The 16,833-nt window shown below is 41.1% G+C and carries 12 protein-coding genes; 3 read left to right on the top strand and 9 right to left on the bottom strand.

Annotated features, from left to right (window positions below; all coding sequences use genetic code 11):
- Nucleotides 1-3: 3 nt before the first annotated feature.
- The 3 genes from AC57BQ_RS04995 to AC57BQ_RS04985 form a co-directional block, all read right to left on the bottom strand.
- Entirely contained in the window at nt 4-1,521 is a 1,518-nt protein-coding gene (locus tag AC57BQ_RS04995) for a RagB/SusD family nutrient uptake outer membrane protein (protein WP_496405216.1), read from the bottom strand.
- A 27-nt stretch (nt 1,522-1,548) separates the two neighbouring features.
- Entirely contained in the window at nt 1,549-4,839 is a 3,291-nt protein-coding gene (locus AC57BQ_RS04990) for a TonB-dependent receptor (RefSeq protein WP_496405215.1), read from the bottom strand.
- Between the two features lie 213 nt (nt 4,840-5,052).
- Nucleotides 5,053-6,192 carry a FecR family protein gene (locus tag AC57BQ_RS04985; RefSeq protein ID WP_496405214.1) on the bottom strand — a complete coding sequence of 380 codons (1,140 nt, stop codon included), beginning with the start codon at nt 6,190-6,192 and terminating at the stop codon, nt 5,053-5,055.
- 155 nt (nt 6,193-6,347) lie between these two features.
- Here AC57BQ_RS04985 and AC57BQ_RS04980 point away from each other — a divergent pair, with 155 nt between their 5' ends.
- Both AC57BQ_RS04980 and AC57BQ_RS04975 read left to right on the top strand, forming a co-directional pair.
- On the top strand, nt 6,348-6,935 hold the full coding sequence (locus tag AC57BQ_RS04980) for an RNA polymerase sigma factor (protein ID WP_496405213.1): 588 nt from the start codon (nt 6,348-6,350) through the stop codon (nt 6,933-6,935).
- A gap of 126 nt (nt 6,936-7,061) precedes the next feature.
- Entirely contained in the window at nt 7,062-7,331 is a 270-nt protein-coding gene (locus AC57BQ_RS04975) for a CHC2 zinc finger domain-containing protein (RefSeq protein WP_496405212.1), read from the top strand.
- Here AC57BQ_RS04975 and AC57BQ_RS04970 read toward each other — a convergent pair.
- From AC57BQ_RS04970 to AC57BQ_RS04960, 3 genes are all read right to left on the bottom strand, one after another.
- Nucleotides 7,328-7,891 (bottom strand): thioredoxin family protein, encoded by a 564-nt coding sequence (locus tag AC57BQ_RS04970; protein WP_496405211.1) that lies wholly within the window; start codon nt 7,889-7,891, stop codon nt 7,328-7,330. The two genes, AC57BQ_RS04975 and AC57BQ_RS04970, sit on opposite strands and share 4 nt — an antisense overlap.
- A 119-nt stretch (nt 7,892-8,010) precedes the next feature.
- Complete coding sequence (locus AC57BQ_RS04965) at nt 8,011-8,751, bottom strand: LytR/AlgR family response regulator transcription factor (RefSeq protein WP_496405210.1); 741 nt, start codon at nt 8,749-8,751, stop codon at nt 8,011-8,013.
- Nucleotides 8,748-9,818 (bottom strand): sensor histidine kinase, encoded by a 1,071-nt coding sequence (locus AC57BQ_RS04960; RefSeq protein ID WP_496405209.1) that lies wholly within the window; start codon nt 9,816-9,818, stop codon nt 8,748-8,750. Before AC57BQ_RS04960 ends, AC57BQ_RS04965 begins: the two co-directional genes overlap by 4 nt.
- 296 nt (nt 9,819-10,114) lie before the next feature.
- Here AC57BQ_RS04960 and AC57BQ_RS04955 point away from each other — a divergent pair, with 296 nt between their 5' ends.
- Nucleotides 10,115-12,949 carry an outer membrane beta-barrel protein gene (locus AC57BQ_RS04955; RefSeq protein ID WP_496405208.1) on the top strand — a complete coding sequence of 945 codons (2,835 nt, stop codon included), beginning with the start codon at nt 10,115-10,117 and terminating at the stop codon, nt 12,947-12,949.
- Between the two features lie 71 nt (nt 12,950-13,020).
- Here AC57BQ_RS04955 and AC57BQ_RS04950 read toward each other — a convergent pair whose 3' ends face one another.
- The 3 genes from AC57BQ_RS04950 to AC57BQ_RS04940 all read right to left on the bottom strand — a co-directional run bounded on the left by AC57BQ_RS04950 (nt 13,021) and on the right by AC57BQ_RS04940 (nt 16,830).
- Nucleotides 13,021-13,890: a GH12 family glycosyl hydrolase domain-containing protein gene (locus AC57BQ_RS04950; protein WP_496405207.1), complete on the bottom strand. Its 870-nt coding sequence runs from the start codon at nt 13,888-13,890 to the stop codon at nt 13,021-13,023.
- Between the two features lie 126 nt (nt 13,891-14,016).
- Nucleotides 14,017-15,255 (bottom strand): endo-1,4-beta-xylanase, encoded by a 1,239-nt coding sequence (locus tag AC57BQ_RS04945; protein ID WP_496405206.1) that lies wholly within the window; start codon nt 15,253-15,255, stop codon nt 14,017-14,019.
- Nucleotides 15,256-15,420: 165 nt separating this feature from the next.
- Nucleotides 15,421-16,830 (bottom strand): hypothetical protein, encoded by a 1,410-nt coding sequence (locus AC57BQ_RS04940; RefSeq protein WP_496405205.1) that lies wholly within the window; start codon nt 16,828-16,830, stop codon nt 15,421-15,423.
- Between the last annotated feature and the right edge of the window lie 3 nt (nt 16,831-16,833).

Genomic DNA, 16,833 nt, shown 5'->3' with positions numbered 1-16,833 from the left:
TGGTTACCAATTGGAGTTTTGTTTCATTAATGGATTGCTATTGATCTCATTTTGAGGGATCGGGAAGTAATCATATTTACCTGCTACATAAAATTGCTTCCCTACTTTATCGCTATTAGTGATCTCCTGCGCCAGTTTCCCCCAGCGTTTCAGATCGTAAAAGCGCTGGTTCTCTCTTGCAAATTCAATCATCCGCTGGTGCACTATTTCGGTCATCATCTGATCCTGGCTATATCCACCCGGTAAAGCAGCCAATTGAGCTCTATCCCTGATCTGTTTCATATAAGGATAGGCATCCTGTACTTTTCCCTGCATGGTTAAAGACTCGGCCAGTAACAGCAATACATCGGCGTAACGCAAAGCCCGCTCATTGTTACTTGAGGTATAATCCGAGGCACCACTTGCTCCGGTGAGCTCGTTGGTCTGGGTATAATTCTGGTATTTTTTGAACATGGAATGATAACCAAACACTAATGTAAAACTACTGAACGGTTTCTGATAAAAGGTAGCACCCGGGTAATCCCAGATCAAAGTGGCATACATCCTAGGATCGAAATCATTAGTCGTAGTTTTTTCTTTTTTAAACTCATTAAAAAGTTTATCAGTAGGACTCACTTCAAACCATCCGCTTACTTCTGAGGGCGCGAATTCCTGTGCTGTGGTAACACCTAAAGCTTCGTTTGCGTTTTCACCGGCCCATGGATTAGTGCCGCCAACATCAGCCAGCTGGATCTCAAACACCGATTCCTGGTTGTTCTTTTTAGATGCTATAAAGTTATCACCATAGTTTGGCATCAACTGATATGATAAACTTGTTACCTGCTTTAAAGCGGTTTCCGCATTAGCCCAGGCTTTGGTGTATACATAAGCTTTACCCAGGTAAGCCAGGGCCGCGCCCTTGGTTGCCCTACCTACCCATTGCGAAGAATAGGATGCGGGCAGATCGGCACTAGCTGCAGTAAAATCAGCGATCACCTGCTGCCAGATAGCAGCTTCGGGAGATTTGGCTGTAAAATAGTTCTCAGTTGTAGCCGGCACGGTTAATATCAGTGGAACATCTCCAAAGTTAATGGCCAGGATAAAATAATTTAAGCCTCTCAGAAACTTAGCTTCGGCTATATAGGCTTTTTTTGCGTTAGCATCCAAAGGCACTTTATCAATGTTAGCTAATATTTGATTTGCCCTGAAAATTGCCCGGAACGATGTGTTCCACAGATCATTGGCAGGCCCGTTATCAGGTGTATTGGTAAATGTTGATAGCTTATACAAATCGGCCACATCGTTACGGATAAAAAAGTCATCGCCGCGACCATTGGCAAGCTCAATACCCCTTACTCCATAAAAACCACCGTTTACATCCCTTAACAGCCCATAGGTAGCCGCAAATGCGCTTTGCACATCGGTTTCGGTTTTCCAGAATGTTTCTGTAGTTATCTGATTTGGATTTTGAAGTTCTAATGTGCTTTTTTTACAGCTACAAAATACAGCAGCTATACAAAATATGATTATTAAATTTTTCATAATTTAAGTTTTAATAGCGCCAGTTAATTACAATGTTAATTGAACACCTAATGAAATAGTCCGGGCCAATGGATAAGCCACATGACCAAAATCTACCCCCCTATCAAAAATGCTCCCTGTTCTGCCTAAGTCAGGGTTAAAGCCGGTATAATCGGTTATTGTAAAAAGATTGTCGGCACTGGCATAAACACGCAAAGAGGTTATTCTGATCTTTTTTGCTAAGGCATTATTAAGCGTGTAACCAATTTGCAAAGTTTTCATTCTCAAATAAGAACCATCTTCCAGGAAACGCGTCGATGTCCTGTTATTAAAGTTAGGGTCACTGGTAACCGCTCTTGGTATACTGGAGTTATTGGTCGGTGTCCAGGCGTTAAGCATTGATTTAGCGTAATTAAAATCCAGGTTTGTGCTTTCCAGATCCTGCCTTAAACCATTGTAAATTTTATTACCCTGCGTGCCCTGAAAAAACATGCTGATATCAAAGCCATACATAGAGGCGTTTACACCAAAGCCGTATTCGAAATTAGGGAAGGGGCTTCCTGCATTAACTTTATCGTTATCATTTATTTGTCCATCGCCATTGGTATCCTGAAATTTAACATCGCCAGGAGCGGCATTAGGCTGTATCAATTTGCCATTTTTGGTATAGCTATCAATTTCGGCCTGTGAATTAAATATACCGATATCCTTTATCAGGTAAAAAGAGCCTATTGAGCCACCGGCTTCGGTTAAAGTACTGGAAGCGCCGTGATGGGTAGGCTGGCCGCCAAATATTTGCTGCGAACCTGTGCCCAGGGCTATTACTTTGTTTCGTACCGCGCTTATGGTACCAAAAACAGTGTAATTCAGTTTGCCGATATGATCATTAAAGTTTGCACCAAACTCAATACCGCTATTCCGCAGATCGCCGGCATTTACTACCGGGTTTGATGTAGAACCGGCAGAGCCTGGTATAGGAACATTTAAAAGAAGATCGGAAGTCTTTTTATTAAAATAATCAGCAGTAATATTCAGTTTATCATGGAAAAAGCCCACATCTATACCAAGGTTTGAGGTTTTGGTGCTCTCCCATTTGATATAAGGTGATGCAAACGCGGTTTGAATTGCCCCGAACCATTTTTGCTGATCGTTACCGACAACATAATTGATATTTGAAGCAACGGCAGCGCTATATTGATAATCACCTATTTCCTGATTGCCCAAAACGCCGTAACTCGCTCTTAATTTTAAAGTAGAAAAGGTATTTGTCAGCGACTGAAAGAACTTTTCGTTTGAGATATTCCAGCCTAAAGCAACGGAAGGAAAATCACCGTAACGATTAGCTTCGCCAAATCTAGACGAGCCATCGCGCCTGAAACTGGCGGTTAACAAATAACGATTATCATAGGAGTAGATAACACGTCCAAGTACCGATACCAAATTACTCACCTTACTGTTACCTGCTGAAGTGGAAATACCTGCACCCGCATCTATCTGGTCAATTCCATCCGGCAGATCTGTTCTGCCGGCTGCAGTATAATTATATTTAGTACTTTGATAGGTATAACCGGCTAAAGCTTGTATACTGTGTTTACCAAAATGTTTGTCGTAGTTCAGCGTATTCTCCAACAATGTTAATACGGTTTGATCTTTATTCAAGTTAATATCATTGGTTGGATGAGAGAACAGTGTACCTACGCTATATCGTTTAGCGTAATCGTAATTGCTGTTAAAACCATTGGTATATCCCAGGTTCAGCTTATAGTTTAAACCAGGCAAAAGATTTACCTGGGCATAGGCGTTAGCCAAAATACTGGTGAACTCGCGGTTAATATTTTCCAGATTTAACTGGGCAACTGGGTTGGCCACGTTAACTACCGGGCCATAAGCTCCTGCAAAGCCCCCTACCGCTGTTGGGTCATAAATTTGAAAAACAGGGATCATTTTTGCGGCTGATCCTACCGGGTTACCACCCTGACCACCCCAGCCACCGGGCATGGTGATAAATTTTTCTCTTGATAGCAATACCGTTTCGCCAAACTTCAATCGCCCTTTGGTTGTTTCTGTTTTAACGCGTAAATTATAACGCTTATAACCGGTTACATCCACAATACCTTGCTGATCGTTATATCCACCCGATACACTGTATTTGGTTGATTCGCTGCCACCACTTACCAGCATATTATACTGCTGAACAAGAGCAGTTCTGTATATAGCATCCTGCCAATCGGTACCGGCACCTAACTGATCTGGGTTTTTAGCGATATCAAGTCTGGGCAAACCAGCATTATCATGCGCCATGTTACTCACAGTGGCCCAATCCTGGGCATTAAGAACATCAATCTTATGTGCTATTTTCTGCTGCCCAACATTAGAAGTGAACTGCACTACCGGCGCTCCATTTTTGCCTAGTTTGGTAGTCACCAATACTACACCGTTCGCGGCTCTTGAACCATAAATAGCGGCGGCTGATGCGTCTTTTAATACATCAATAGATTCGATATCGGCTTGATTCAGGTTATTGATACTGGCTACCTGTACACCATCAACAATGTATAATGGCGCCGAGTTACCTAAGGTACCAACGCCGCGTATCAGGATGCGGGTTCCGGAGCCCGGATCACCACCAGCGGCTTCTATAGTAACACCTGGCATTTTTCCCTGTAAGGCTTTGGTAACGTCACTTACACCCTGGGCTTTAATATCAGAACCTTTAACCGACGCAACAGCACCGGTAAGATCAGAACGTTTTACCGTTCCGTACCCGATCACCACAACCTCATTTAAAGCGGTTTGAGCTTCCAGTAACTTTACATTTATTTCGGTACGGCCGTTAATACTAACTTCCTGTTTGCTGAATCCCAAAAAAGTGAACTCCAATACAGCCTTACTATCATTAACAGTAATGACGTACTTACCATTACCATCCGTGATTATTCCACTAGTAGTACCTTTTACTTTTACACTAACACCCGGCAATGGTAGGCCCTTTTCATCGGTAACTGTACCCGTTATTTTTACTGCCTGTGCCTGAATATTATCTGGTACTCTTTTTCGTAAAACAACCGTGTTATGATTAATTGTATAGGTTATTGGCTGATCTGCAAAACATTTTTCGAGTACCCGCTCCAGGGGCTCATTATTTACCGAAAGACTGATCTTCCGGGTTTCATCCAACATCTGCATCTTATATAAAAAATGATACCCTGTTTGTTGCCTTAACTCTTCGATAACTTCTTTCATGGAAGCATTTTTTAAGTTCAGACTTACAGTTTGGGCATAAGAGGCAGCATTTGCCTGAATAATAGTGGTAATTAATAAAATTAACACAAGTTTCATCACCCTAAAAATTTTAAATGGCATACAGGAGACCCTCCTGCATGGAAATGCAATATTATCTTTATACATTTGAAAAAAGGTTTAATTAAATTGGTTGTAGAAGCAATTGATTGTTACCCTTTTAGCTGCTTAAAAAGCAGGCATATTTAACCGGGGGCGCTGCAATCGCTCCTGGTTTTATGGTAACTTATTTAATAGTAGTATTAAGTAAGTTTATGGCATTACGATAATCCTCCTTCCTTCCATTTTAAAGTGAACTGTACCTGTTAATTCCAATGATTTTAATACATCGGCAACACTATCAAAACGTGATACGGTGCCACCAAAATCCCGTTCATCAACTTTACCATTATACACAACTTCAACATCGTACCAGCGCGAAATTTTTCGCATGATGCTCTGAATGTTTTCATTGTTAAATATGAAATAGCCATTTTTCCAGGCTACGGCCTCTTCCGTATTCACAGATCGGATATTAAATGATTGCTGTTGATTTAGTACTCCTTGTTGCCCAGGCTTTAAGAAGGCCTGACGGTCGCCGGTTACTAATTTTACAGCACCCTCTAAAAGGGTTGTTTTAATAACTGCTTCGTCTTTATAGGCGTCAACATTAAAATGCGTTCCCAAAACTTCAACACTCATATGGTCAACGGCGACTTTAAAAGGCATATCCTTATTTTTTGCCACCTCAAAGTAAGCTTCTCCTGTTAGCTCTACTTTTCTTTCATGACCTGTAAAAACCGTTGGAAATTTTATAGAGGACGCAGCGTTGAGCCATACTTTTGTACCGTCTGATAAAACAACCTGGTACTGCCCTCCCCGGGGCGTGCTGATCATATTATACAAGGTAACCGAGCTTTTTGCTTCACCCTCTTTGGCATCATAAACTATTTCGCCTTCGCCGGATTTGCCTACAGCCACACTTCCCTGTTTTGATAATAAGCCTTTCTTAGAGTCGGTGAGGTCAATATTAGAGCCGTCGGAGAGTGTTAAAGTAGCTTTGTTGTTTCCAGGCAGTACAGGCCCCTTTACTCCTACTGAGTTTTTGACTATTTCAGTTGATGCGTTATTGGCATTGTGGCTGGTCACCCATATTAAACTCAGAGCAAAAATTAAAACCGCCGCGGCCGCTATCCAATATCTTTTAGAACTTTTTTTGGGCGTGGTAATGTTATGGTTTAAATTGTATAATATATCAAGCCTAACTTCCTCTCTATTTCCCATCCCGTCATTCCATGGCAAATCCTTCAGTTCAAAGTTATCACGATATACTTCGAGCTGATTTATTTCTTCCGGTGTACAATTACCAGACAGGTATTTCTCATAAAGGTCAATAAATTCTTGCGGGCTCATGGAAAATTATCCGGTTTATTGAAGTGTAGAGACTTTTTAGGCAAGGGACACACATAAAATAAAAAATAAATTTTACCGCCAAGCAAAATGTCAATATTAATTGTAATAAATACAATTCATTATTGAATTAATTACCTACTTTTATTTTACCAATTATGCATTTAAACAATTGCTCCGATTCTGAACTGTGGGAGGAAATAACACGCAACAACCCCAAAGCGTTTGAAACACTTTTTGAACGTTATTGGAGTGTTATTTACGGCACCGCTTTTTCATATTTAAAGGACAGGGAAGCCTGTTCGGAAATTGTGCAGGATATATTTTTGAATATCTGGCAAAAAAGGAGCGAATTTAAAATTGGTTGCTTAAAAAACTATCTTACCTCGGCAGCACGATATCATGTTTATAAAAAGTTAAAAGCAAAAAAATCTTCCGCTATATTATACATTGAGAATTATGATCATCTCACCATCTTAAACAATGGTACAGATCGGGTTGATGAAAATATAACCTACTTGGAGTTAGAAAAATCTGTAGAAACTTCATTGAGCGATTTACCCAAACGTTGCCGCGAAATTTTTCTTTTGAGCAGGATGAGTAATTTAACAAATGATGAAATTGCTCAGCAACTTGGCATTTCCAAGCGTACCGTAGAAAATCAAATTACAACAGCTTTAAAATTTCTTAGATCCATACTGAAGAATACCGCTGTGATCATATTTATGATCATAAATATGATCTAGTAGCTATTCTATACGGCTGTTGTATTTAAAATCTCTTCTTCAATTATTTTTCCACAATGACTTGCTGAATCTTTCGAAAAAAAACTGAAAATGTATTTTTGCCCGCTGTAAAACAGAATACCATCTATGTCTGCCGAAGAAACTTATTCCCACACCAGGGCCGACCTGGTCAACATTGCTTCCAAATACATTTTGCTTGTAGAAAGCCGCAGAAACCTAAAAGGACGTTGCCCATTCCATGCCGATCAGGGTACCTCGTTTATGTTATCTCCGGAAAAAAACATCTTCAAATGTTTTGGTTGTGGCAAAGATGGTGGCCCGATAGAGTTTATCATGTACATGGAAGGTAAAAGCCGGGATGAGGCCATTCAACAATTGATAGGAACGGGAAATTAATGGTTTAGCTTATAGAAAATTAAAAGAAGCTCATTTTGTAAACTCACGCCCTTATCTTCATTATACCATTTCTGCAAGGCAATCTTTTTTTGCTCCATTTCAACATGTTCTTCGAGCAATCTGTTGTATAATAGCTGGCACTCTGCTGGTCGTGATCCCCAAACGGCAAGATCATTATTTTCATGATCTGAGATGATCAGCTTAGGGATAGTTTTTTTGCCGTTGGTTAAATAAAGATCGATCAAAAAGGGCGCTGTATCCCTTAACTGGTAGTCTGCCTTTATCAATGGGTTCAGTTCTGATAATCGATGTATAAATGGCAAAGAATGAGCCGCATCGCCACACCAGGGTTCAGTAATGATCGTCCATAGTTGCTCTTTTTTTATACTTTGTATTACTGCCACTAACTCATCATTTAGTATGCCTGTCTTTAACCATCTTTGCTGCCGCGACCAGTTTAACCTGGTATAATTCAAGTAATCAGGGTTATCATAAGGGACAGGAGGATTTGGATCGTCTAAAATACTTTGAAAGATCTGCTGATAAGCTAAAAAATCCATTGATAACGCTTTTATTGTTAAAAGCGCTGTAATTTACAAATGTTTAATTTAAAACAGGTCGGTCTCATAAATCTCATGAAATAGTATGAACTGAAAAAGGTATCGTTTTTTGTCGCCTCCTAAACCCATTTACTCAAAAACTGCCCGAAAGCTTCTTTATACTGGTCGCCAACGGTTATGTTCACTTTACCAATCTGAAGCGCATTACGGGTTATGGAGTTTATCTTATCGAGCGAAACAATAAAAGAGCGGTGAACCCGCAAAAAACGTTTGGAAGGCAATTTTTCTTCCAGCGCTTTCAGGCTGGTCAAAGAAAGCAAAGGCTTTTCGGAATTTTGTACATATACCTTTACATAATCCTTTAACCCTTCTATATAAAGTATCTCATTCAGTGCAATTCTAACCAGCTGGTATTCTATTTTCAAAAACAAATAGTTATCCTCGATCCGTTCATCAGCAGCCGAAGGCGCACTATTTGATTTTTGCAGTAATTCGGCATAAGTTAAAGCTTTGGTGGCCGCATGTAAAAACTCCTCATAGTTAAAGGGCTTTAACAGGTAGTCGAGTGCATCAACCCGGTACCCCTGTAATGCAAACTGGTTAAAAGCAGTGGTGAAAATTATCCGGGGCTTATTTTTGCTGCGGCTATCCAGCACTCTTGCCAATTCCATACCATTTAAATCAGGCATCTGAATATCCAAAAAGATCACATCAATACTTTGCTCCTGCAAACCGGTTAACGCCTCTACAGCACTGGCATAGCGCCCAATAAGTTTTAAAAATGGGGTTTGTTCAATAAAACTGCATACCAGGCCAAGGGCCAGGGGCTCATCATCAACAGCTATACAATTTAATATCATAACAGGTTGAGGGTTAAGTGAACTGAATAAATATTATTAACGTTCGGTTCATTGATTTCTAAAGTGTATTTGCCCGGATACAACAGGTCCAACCGGCGAATGGTATTGACAAGCCCTATACCTTTATTTTCTTCCAGGCTTACACTCTGATCATCAAACACTGAATTTTCGACCTTTAACACCAGGCTCTCTTCATATTGCTCCACACTGATCAAAATATTACTGGGCAAAACAGCACTTATGCCATGTTTAAAAGCATTTTCTACAAAAGGTAAAAACAACATAGGCGCAAGTGGTACATCTTTTAACACGGCTGGCGATTGAAAGCTGACAGTAACCTTTTCGGTAAGACGCAATTCCATCAGGTTAATATAATCTTTAATAAAGGCTATTTCCTGGCTTAACAACGTGGTGGCGTTTTGGGTATCATACAATACATAACGCATCATACGTGATAGCTGATGAAGCGCCTTACGCGAAGTATCAATATTAACCGAAGTTAAGGCGTAGATATTGTTTAAAGTGTTAAAAAAGAAATGTGGATTGATCTGCGCCTTAAGAAATGATAGTTCGGAGCTGATCTTTTCCTGTTCCAATGCTGCTCTGAGCCTGATATCTCCCTGCCATTTTTGTATAGCGGTAAAGCTGGTGCCAATGCCAAGTACCAATGCAATAAGGGCCAGGGTAACTATATCTATATCCCTGCCCCTTTCCCGGTGCCGAGCTGGCCCGTGTTTGTGAAACGCCGCATCCATCAGCTGGTGAATATTTAAAAAGTTATCCAGCTGGTTAAACAAAACCGACAATCCAATAATGAGGCCTATGACAAAGGTGAAATAGAGCGCCGTTCGATTTTCGAGTAAAAACCGGGGGACAAGGAATTTTGCGTTTAAATAATAAGCTATAACAAGAAAACAGAATATAAGCCATTGCTTTATCCAGAATTGAACAGGGATATCCACATTCCAGGGAAGTGGCTGATAAAGAAATAGCACAATGCCAAATATCACCCAGATGAGGATATGGATAAGTACCGTTATTAAGTTACTTTTTGATTTAAGACTCATTTAAGCTAAGGCATCGGTGCGTTTTACACCGGGATTGTTAAAATTAAGAAATATAGTAATTCATCCAATATTAAAGCCACTTAGCGTTTAATACAACCAGAATCGCTCAAAGGGCAAAGTTCACCGACGGAGGAAGATTTTCCATCTTTAAACAGGTCCCAATTTTATATATCAGTATAAATCATCACTTTATCGGCTCAAAAGGGGCGCTTATCTGCGTTTGGGGTTTGTCGGTCTATTTCATTTTTAAGCGCTTTGCTAATGCTATTGATTTGCAATATCTAAACGATATTAAAATGAGATACAGCTATTTATTGATAACCCTTGCATTACTGCTTAGCCTTAAGAGTTACGCGCAAACCGGCCGCCAGGTTAGTGGTACGGTGCAGGATTCAACAGGTATAACATTGCCCGGCACAGCGGTTAAATTGCTAACAGATAAAGACAGCATGAGCGTAATTACCGATGCGAAAGGTGGATTCATATTTAAAGCTGTAAGTGTAAACCAGTTTAGTTTGGTATTACAGTCCATAGGTTATCAATCATTAAAGCGCCGGTTTATACTGGATAATGATACCAAAGCAGTTGTATTACAACCCATAACGCTTAAATCATCAACCTATATGTTAAATACGGTAACCATTTCGGCTGTTAACCCCATTAGGCTGAAAGAAGATACCGTTGAATATAACGCCAACGCCTATAAGGTACGTGACAACGCGCCCGTCGAGGATGTATTGAAAAAACTGCCGGGAATTGATGTGGATAAGGATGGCAATGTAACCGCCCAGGGTAAAAGTGTTACCAAGGTAAGAGTAAACGGAAAAGATTTTTTTAATGGTGATGTAAAAACAGCCACCCAAAATATACCCGCCAATATTGTACAAAATATTCAGGTTATTGATGATTATGGCGATCAGGCTAATCTTACCGGTGTAAAAACCGGCGAGCCTGATAAAGTACTGAACATCACCATTAAGGAGAACAAGAACTATGGTTATTTTGGACAGGCCAGCGTTGGCGGAGGAAAGGATGCCATCCCCGGTATAGCCAACAGCGACGAAGGTAACCGCTATGTGGCGCAGGCCAATTTGTTTAGTTTTAGCGGCGATAGGCAACTGGCTTTCCTGGGTAATTTAAATAACACCAATACCAACCTGTTCAGTTTTGGTAGCGGTGGCCCCAGAGGAGGCGGTCCGGGAGGCCGGCCCGGGGCTTCCAGCAATACAGCCAATGGCATTACCACCGCCCGTTCATTCGGTTTTAACTATCGTGATAGCTGGGGTAAAAAGATATCCGCTTACGGCAGCTACAGCTTTGCCGATAATACGGTAAATACCATCAGCTCAACCATTCAAAATAATATCTCCCTTACAAATCCCAGTACCAATACCCAAAGCAGTACCCAAAATGATGAGAAAATAAATCACCGGTTTAACTTTAATATTGAGTATAAACCCGATACACTGAATTATATAAAAATAACCCCTTCTTATGCTTACGCGAGCACTAATACCCTTCAAAGCGGACTAAACAAGTTGGTTAATAATTCGCAAACCCTGTCAGATTATAGTTTTACTTCATTAACCAATACCACAGAGCCAAATTATGGAGCCAATGTATTGTTTAACCACCGTTTTAAAAGTAGCCGCAGAAATTTGAGCCTGAATGTAGGTGCAGGGTCTTACAGTATCAACAAATATCAAAACCCGGTGTATACCTATATCGAAGGTGCTGCCAATGCTCCGCTAAACCAGTTCATCAATACCAACAGCCGGACCGATAGTTTAGGGGCTACACTTTCGTACCTGGAGCCCGTTGGCAAAAAGTCCTATCTTGAGTTTAATTATGCCTATCATTATGCTTATACCACTGCCGATAAAGTAACAGATACGCTTGCTGACAATGGCGACCGGAACAGGTATAACCTATTGAGCAATAATTATAATTCAACATTCATAACCAATCGTTTTGGCATCAATTATCGTTTTATCGATAAAAAATATAATTATACGCTGGGTGTGGTGGCACAACCTGCAACTTTAACGGGGCAGTCACTCTCGGGCGGGGAACCTACCAACATCAATACTTTCAATATAGCGCCTAATGCCCGCTTTATTTACAATTTCTCAAAGAATAAATCATTGAGCCTGAACTATAATGGCAGCAGCTTACAGCCCACCTATACCGAACTGCAACCGGTAACAGATTTCTCCAATGCATCATACCCTGTTCAGGGTAATCCAGACCTAAAACCTGAGTTTAATAATAACCTGTCATTGCGTTATAACAATTTCGACTTTCAATCAGGGAATGTGTTTTTCAGTAATTTATCGTTCACCAAAACAGATAATAAAATTGTTGCCAATACTATCACCTACCCTGCTAATTATGCACCTGACAGTAAGCTTGCCGGAAGCATATTAACTCAGTATTTAAACGCCGACGGTTACTATTCGGCAACGGGTTCCTACGTGTTTGCAAAGCCCTGGCAAGAGCGAAAATACAGCCTGTCATTTAACGGCAACGTCACATATAACAACAACATATCCTATATAAGTAATGTTGCATCTGATACTTACACGATCACAACGGAAAAGAACATCGCTAAAAACCTGGTGCTATCGCAGGGGGCACGTTTCAGGGTAAGCATTCCTGATGTTATCGAATCTGAAGCAAGCGCATCTTACAGCATCAATAAATCAGACAATTCCCTGAGCAATGCCAACATCAATAATAATTTCAGATCGCTAAACCTCGGTCTTAATGGTAAAAACTATGTATGGAAAGACTGGACTTTTAGTTATGATTATTCAAAAGTTATTTATTATGGATACCAGGGCGCCACGAACCCCAATATTTTGAATACTTATATTGAGCGGCGGTTTTTAAAACAAAATATGGCCACCATCCGCTTTTCGGTGAATGATGTATTTAATCAAAATACAGGATATACCAGTACACAAAGCGGCAGCTATGCAACACAAACCTCAGCAAATAGGTTGGGCCGGTACTTTTTGCTAACATTTACTTTAAGACTGCAAAGTTTTGCCGGTAAAAGACCCGATATGGGCCCTGGAGGTAAAGATGGGCCTCCTATGCATGGTGGCCCGGCTGGCATGCCCGATTAAAGCTATTAAAACAAAAGCCTTTAAATCATAGATTTAAAGGCTTTTTGACACTTACTAAAACCCGGGTATTATCAAAGCTTTGTTAAAGCTGTCCAATAACTATTTGTAGTAAATGTTCCGCCGGCAACTATTTCCCAACCAGCCTGAACACCAAGTAAATAGTAGGAGTTTTGAATAAATCCGGCGTTCTTTGCATAGGTTATCAGCGCCTTGAGATCAAGATTACTGACAGTACTGGTATTGGTAGTTCGCCTGAATGTGTACACATTATTAGTACTATTTTGGCCGGTGTAAATATCCCAGGTATTACCCGCTACCGTAACATTTGATCCTACTTTTGTACCTATGGGTTTAAAATCAGTACCGCCATATGCAGGGCCTTTGTAGTTGATCCATACCATTATTTCGTATTGTGGCTTATAGTTGGGATTGCTCTGCGTGTCTAACCAGATATCGTAGGATGTATTATACTTTTCGCCATTTGCAGGGACGGTTACATTCCAACCACTGGTAAAGGTTTGCACCTGGCTTACCTGAACCGGGAAGGTGGTATCTGAAGCAGAAGCCCAAATAACTCCCGAACTGTTGTACCAAACCCATCCCCTAACCAGAGAAGGGTAACCCTTAATATCCTGATCCGCCCCTGAAGTATGACTCGCGTTTACCCCCCATGTACCGGCCGTACTATCATACCAAACACATTGCGATCCGGCTCCATCGCTGGATGCACCCCAAATGTTATTATTCAGTTTGTAGGATGCACCTACCGTAATTGTTTTACCATTATCACATTGCTGGGAGTAGGCCTGAGTTTGTTTTACCTTTTCCTTTGCACCACTTTCCTGGCTACTGTTACCCTCTTTAAGCGATGATTTACCACAGCCCGAAATTAAACCGGCAAATAATAAACTTAGTGCCGCATTTTTGAATGTTACTTTCATAATTTTTAGTTTTTGGTTTATAACCTGGTTAATTGATAAAAGCATTTTTGAATTCTTTAGGCATAAGTATCCGTGTGGCCGGGTTTTATGCCGATCATATGGATACCCTATAATTTGTTGTATTGGTTACAGCGAAGTAGGTATGGCCAGGTACAGGCCATCGTAAAGGAAATAGAACGCCGGCTTTTTTACATAGTTAATATCATACACCGTGGCCCCATCAACCTGCACGCCATTGCTATAGGTTAACCAGGAATCATTGTCGCCTACATCCCAGGTGGTGATGCCCCATCGTTGCGCGGCAACAACATATTTCCGGTACAACATAGCCACATCCTCAAACTTTTGCTTTTGAAGATTTAACACTGTTGATGAAAAAGGTAAGCCAGGCTTATTCAGGCTGATATCCAGTTCAGACATATGGATGAGCAAGCCTGTGGATGCCATTTTAATGAGGGCGTTTTTAATATTGGTGTTGGATGAATTGATATTGATATGAAACTGCATGCCAATGCCGTCAATGATCGGTTTTCCGTTCACGGTTATTTGCTTCAGTGCCATCACCATTTTATAAATAGAATCGAGCTTTTTTGCAGAATAATCATGACCGTAATCATTGTAAAACAGTTTCAAATTGGTATCGCCCTGTGCTTCTGCAGCCATGCGGGCATAGGTAAATGCCTTCTCCACGTATGATTTACCGATGGTACGGTACCAGATACTTCCTTTATCAACACCGTTTACAATGTTTTGGGTTGAACGGTAATCGCCGTTATCATCCAGCGCTTCGTTCACCACGTCCCATGATTTCATTAAGGGATTTCCGGTTGCATCCTTATAAATGGAGGCAGGGTTATCATAATTGGCGATCACCGTACGGATATGTATGCTCATGATCGAATCGAACTTCGCGACCCTGGTTGGGAAGGCAGGCGGCAGAAGAGCCGTTTCCCAGTTTTTTACCCAGTTTGGCAAGCCGTTATGCCACACGAGTGTATGACCGTGAATGCGCTTCATACCATAATTCAGCGCGACGTCTTCAATAGTATGATCAGAAAAATTAAAACTACCTTCCTGCGGTTGCAGGGCTGTCATTTTCATGGCATTTTCGGCAGTTAAGCTGTTGTACTGCTTAATGACCAGATCGCGATAAGCACCTGTTTGTGGTAACAGATTAATGTTTACCGCTGCGCCTACCATCACGTTAGGATTGGCATTCTGTAAGATCTTTTCGGTATCGGCCAACGTAACCGTCCTCCGTTCAGACCCTATTCCCCCAACAGGAACAGCGTCTTTAACAGCGTTTTTGGAACAGCTTACCCATAGCAAGCCCGGAAAAAACAGAGCAATAATGTACTTTCTCATAATTGATTTGGTTTATTGGTTTATTGAAATAAATAGCATTGTTGTTTACAAATGCGCCCACCGCATATTGCAAGCTCTTAACCTATTGTGTATCCTCCTTTCATCACTTGTTATCGTATTCAAAACAGGCACCTGTTCGCCCATCGTACAGGTACCTGATCATGATTATTTCCTTTTGTCAAAAAAGTCTGTCAGCTGATACACCTGGTCGTTCAGTGCTTTCATTTGATCTGTTAATCCTCTGTACAATTGATAGTGATTGTCCAGTATACCCTTGTTGGCATCAGTATTGGAGGGATCGACATTTTTGTTGGATGGATCATTATCCTGGTATTTAAACCAGTGCCAGCCCACACAATTGCCCGATTCCAGTAAGCCAAGCGTGAAGTTCTGATAAAAAAGCCCCCGCTCCTGCTGTGTTTTAACAACCCAGCCTGCTCCCGCGTAATTGCTCATACCTGAGTCGTCGCCTTTCACGTACCACTCGGTAACCACAAATGGCTTACCCGACCATGCCGTCCAATTCGCCATATCTGTAGCGCTGGGTGTCCATTTATCATAGTAATTGATCGAGATAAGATCAAGGTATTTACCTGCCGCCTCAAATACCTCAGGTATATTTTTTTCGTAACTATGAAACCTGCAGCCGATGTACATATGGTTCGGGTCATATTTTTTGATGGCTTTAGATACGACAGAAAAATACCGGTCGACAACCACTCCTAAAAACTTATTCCGGTCCTGGTCAGTAATATCAGCTGGGTTAATATGCTGATCTTTTAGCCAATGTTTAGCCGCCTGGTAACCAGCATCAGTAGTATCTTTTTTGGAAAGATAACTGTCCAGTGTTTTTTTGTAAAAAGGCATCTCGTTATCCGAGAAATAGCCAAACAGGTTAGGATCGTTACGGTTTGCAGCAATTTGTTTGGCGTATTCATCACAATGTTTTTCAAAAGCGGGGTCAAAAGCAAAAATGGTATTGTCAGGGTAACCTAAATGACCAGACTGCTGATAAGTGCCTTTTTCGCGCCCATAGCTTCCCATAAAATCCAGTATCACGGTATAGGCCAAAGGTGTTTCAGGTTTTACATCGCGCAGGTCTTTATAGTTCGACCACGCGCCTGTACCATTAAAACCAAGGCCTTGCAGCAGCTGGGTAGTTTTAACCGCCCAGTCATGATCATTAGCGTAATTCTTGCTGAATGCGTTCTTATTATTTTCAGATCCGCCGGGTTGTATGTCATTCACAGCCTTATCAATAAATAAATTACCCAAAGGGTCAACAGCCCACCAGCGGCCGGCGATCTTGCGTACATAAAAAAAGCCGGTCGCCTTGGTTTTCATATCGATACGGCCGCCGTATTTATCCAGCTTTACCTGCTTGTTTTTATCAAATCCCATCAGTGTGGCCAGGGTACGGGTTGGATATTCCTTCCACTCCCGGAACGGCGGGTTACGGGTAAAAGGCTGGTTGGAGATCTTGGCGCTAACCGTTAAAGTGTACTCATTGGGAGTTTGCGCGTAGGCTCCGTTAACAGTTAATATCAATAGTAATAGAAAAACCTTTTGTAGCATGAT

The organism is Mucilaginibacter sp. BGA-UO-ETr-C110 (genome assembly GCF_059567985.1).
Note: the sequence above shows the minus strand (reverse complement) of the source record. Positions and strands in the feature narration are given on the sequence as shown.

Excerpts from the sequence above, each read along its gene's own strand:
- AC57BQ_RS04980 (WP_496405213.1), top strand. The coding sequence starts at position 6,348 with ATGCATTTAAACAATTGCTCCGATTCTGAACTGTGGGAGGAAATAACA.
- AC57BQ_RS04955 (WP_496405208.1), top strand. The coding sequence starts at position 10,115 with ATGAGATACAGCTATTTATTGATAACCCTTGCATTACTGCTTAGCCTT.
- AC57BQ_RS04945 (WP_496405206.1), bottom strand. The coding sequence starts at position 15,255 with ATGAGAAAGTACATTATTGCTCTGTTTTTTCCGGGCTTGCTATGGGTA.
- AC57BQ_RS04960 (WP_496405209.1), bottom strand. The coding sequence starts at position 9,818 with ATGAGTCTTAAATCAAAAAGTAACTTAATAACGGTACTTATCCATATC.
- AC57BQ_RS04985 (WP_496405214.1), bottom strand. The coding sequence starts at position 6,192 with ATGAGCCCGCAAGAATTTATTGACCTTTATGAGAAATACCTGTCTGGT.
- AC57BQ_RS04990 (WP_496405215.1), bottom strand. The coding sequence starts at position 4,839 with ATGAAACTTGTGTTAATTTTATTAATTACCACTATTATTCAGGCAAAT.
- AC57BQ_RS04995 (WP_496405216.1), bottom strand. The coding sequence starts at position 1,521 with ATGAAAAATTTAATAATCATATTTTGTATAGCTGCTGTATTTTGTAGC.
- AC57BQ_RS04965 (WP_496405210.1), bottom strand. The coding sequence starts at position 8,751 with ATGATATTAAATTGTATAGCTGTTGATGATGAGCCCCTGGCCCTTGGC.
- AC57BQ_RS04975 (WP_496405212.1), top strand. The coding sequence starts at position 7,062 with ATGTCTGCCGAAGAAACTTATTCCCACACCAGGGCCGACCTGGTCAAC.
- AC57BQ_RS04970 (WP_496405211.1), bottom strand. The coding sequence starts at position 7,891 with ATGGATTTTTTAGCTTATCAGCAGATCTTTCAAAGTATTTTAGACGAT.
- AC57BQ_RS04950 (WP_496405207.1), bottom strand. The coding sequence starts at position 13,890 with ATGAAAGTAACATTCAAAAATGCGGCACTAAGTTTATTATTTGCCGGT.
- AC57BQ_RS04940 (WP_496405205.1), bottom strand. The coding sequence starts at position 16,830 with ATGCTACAAAAGGTTTTTCTATTACTATTGATATTAACTGTTAACGGA.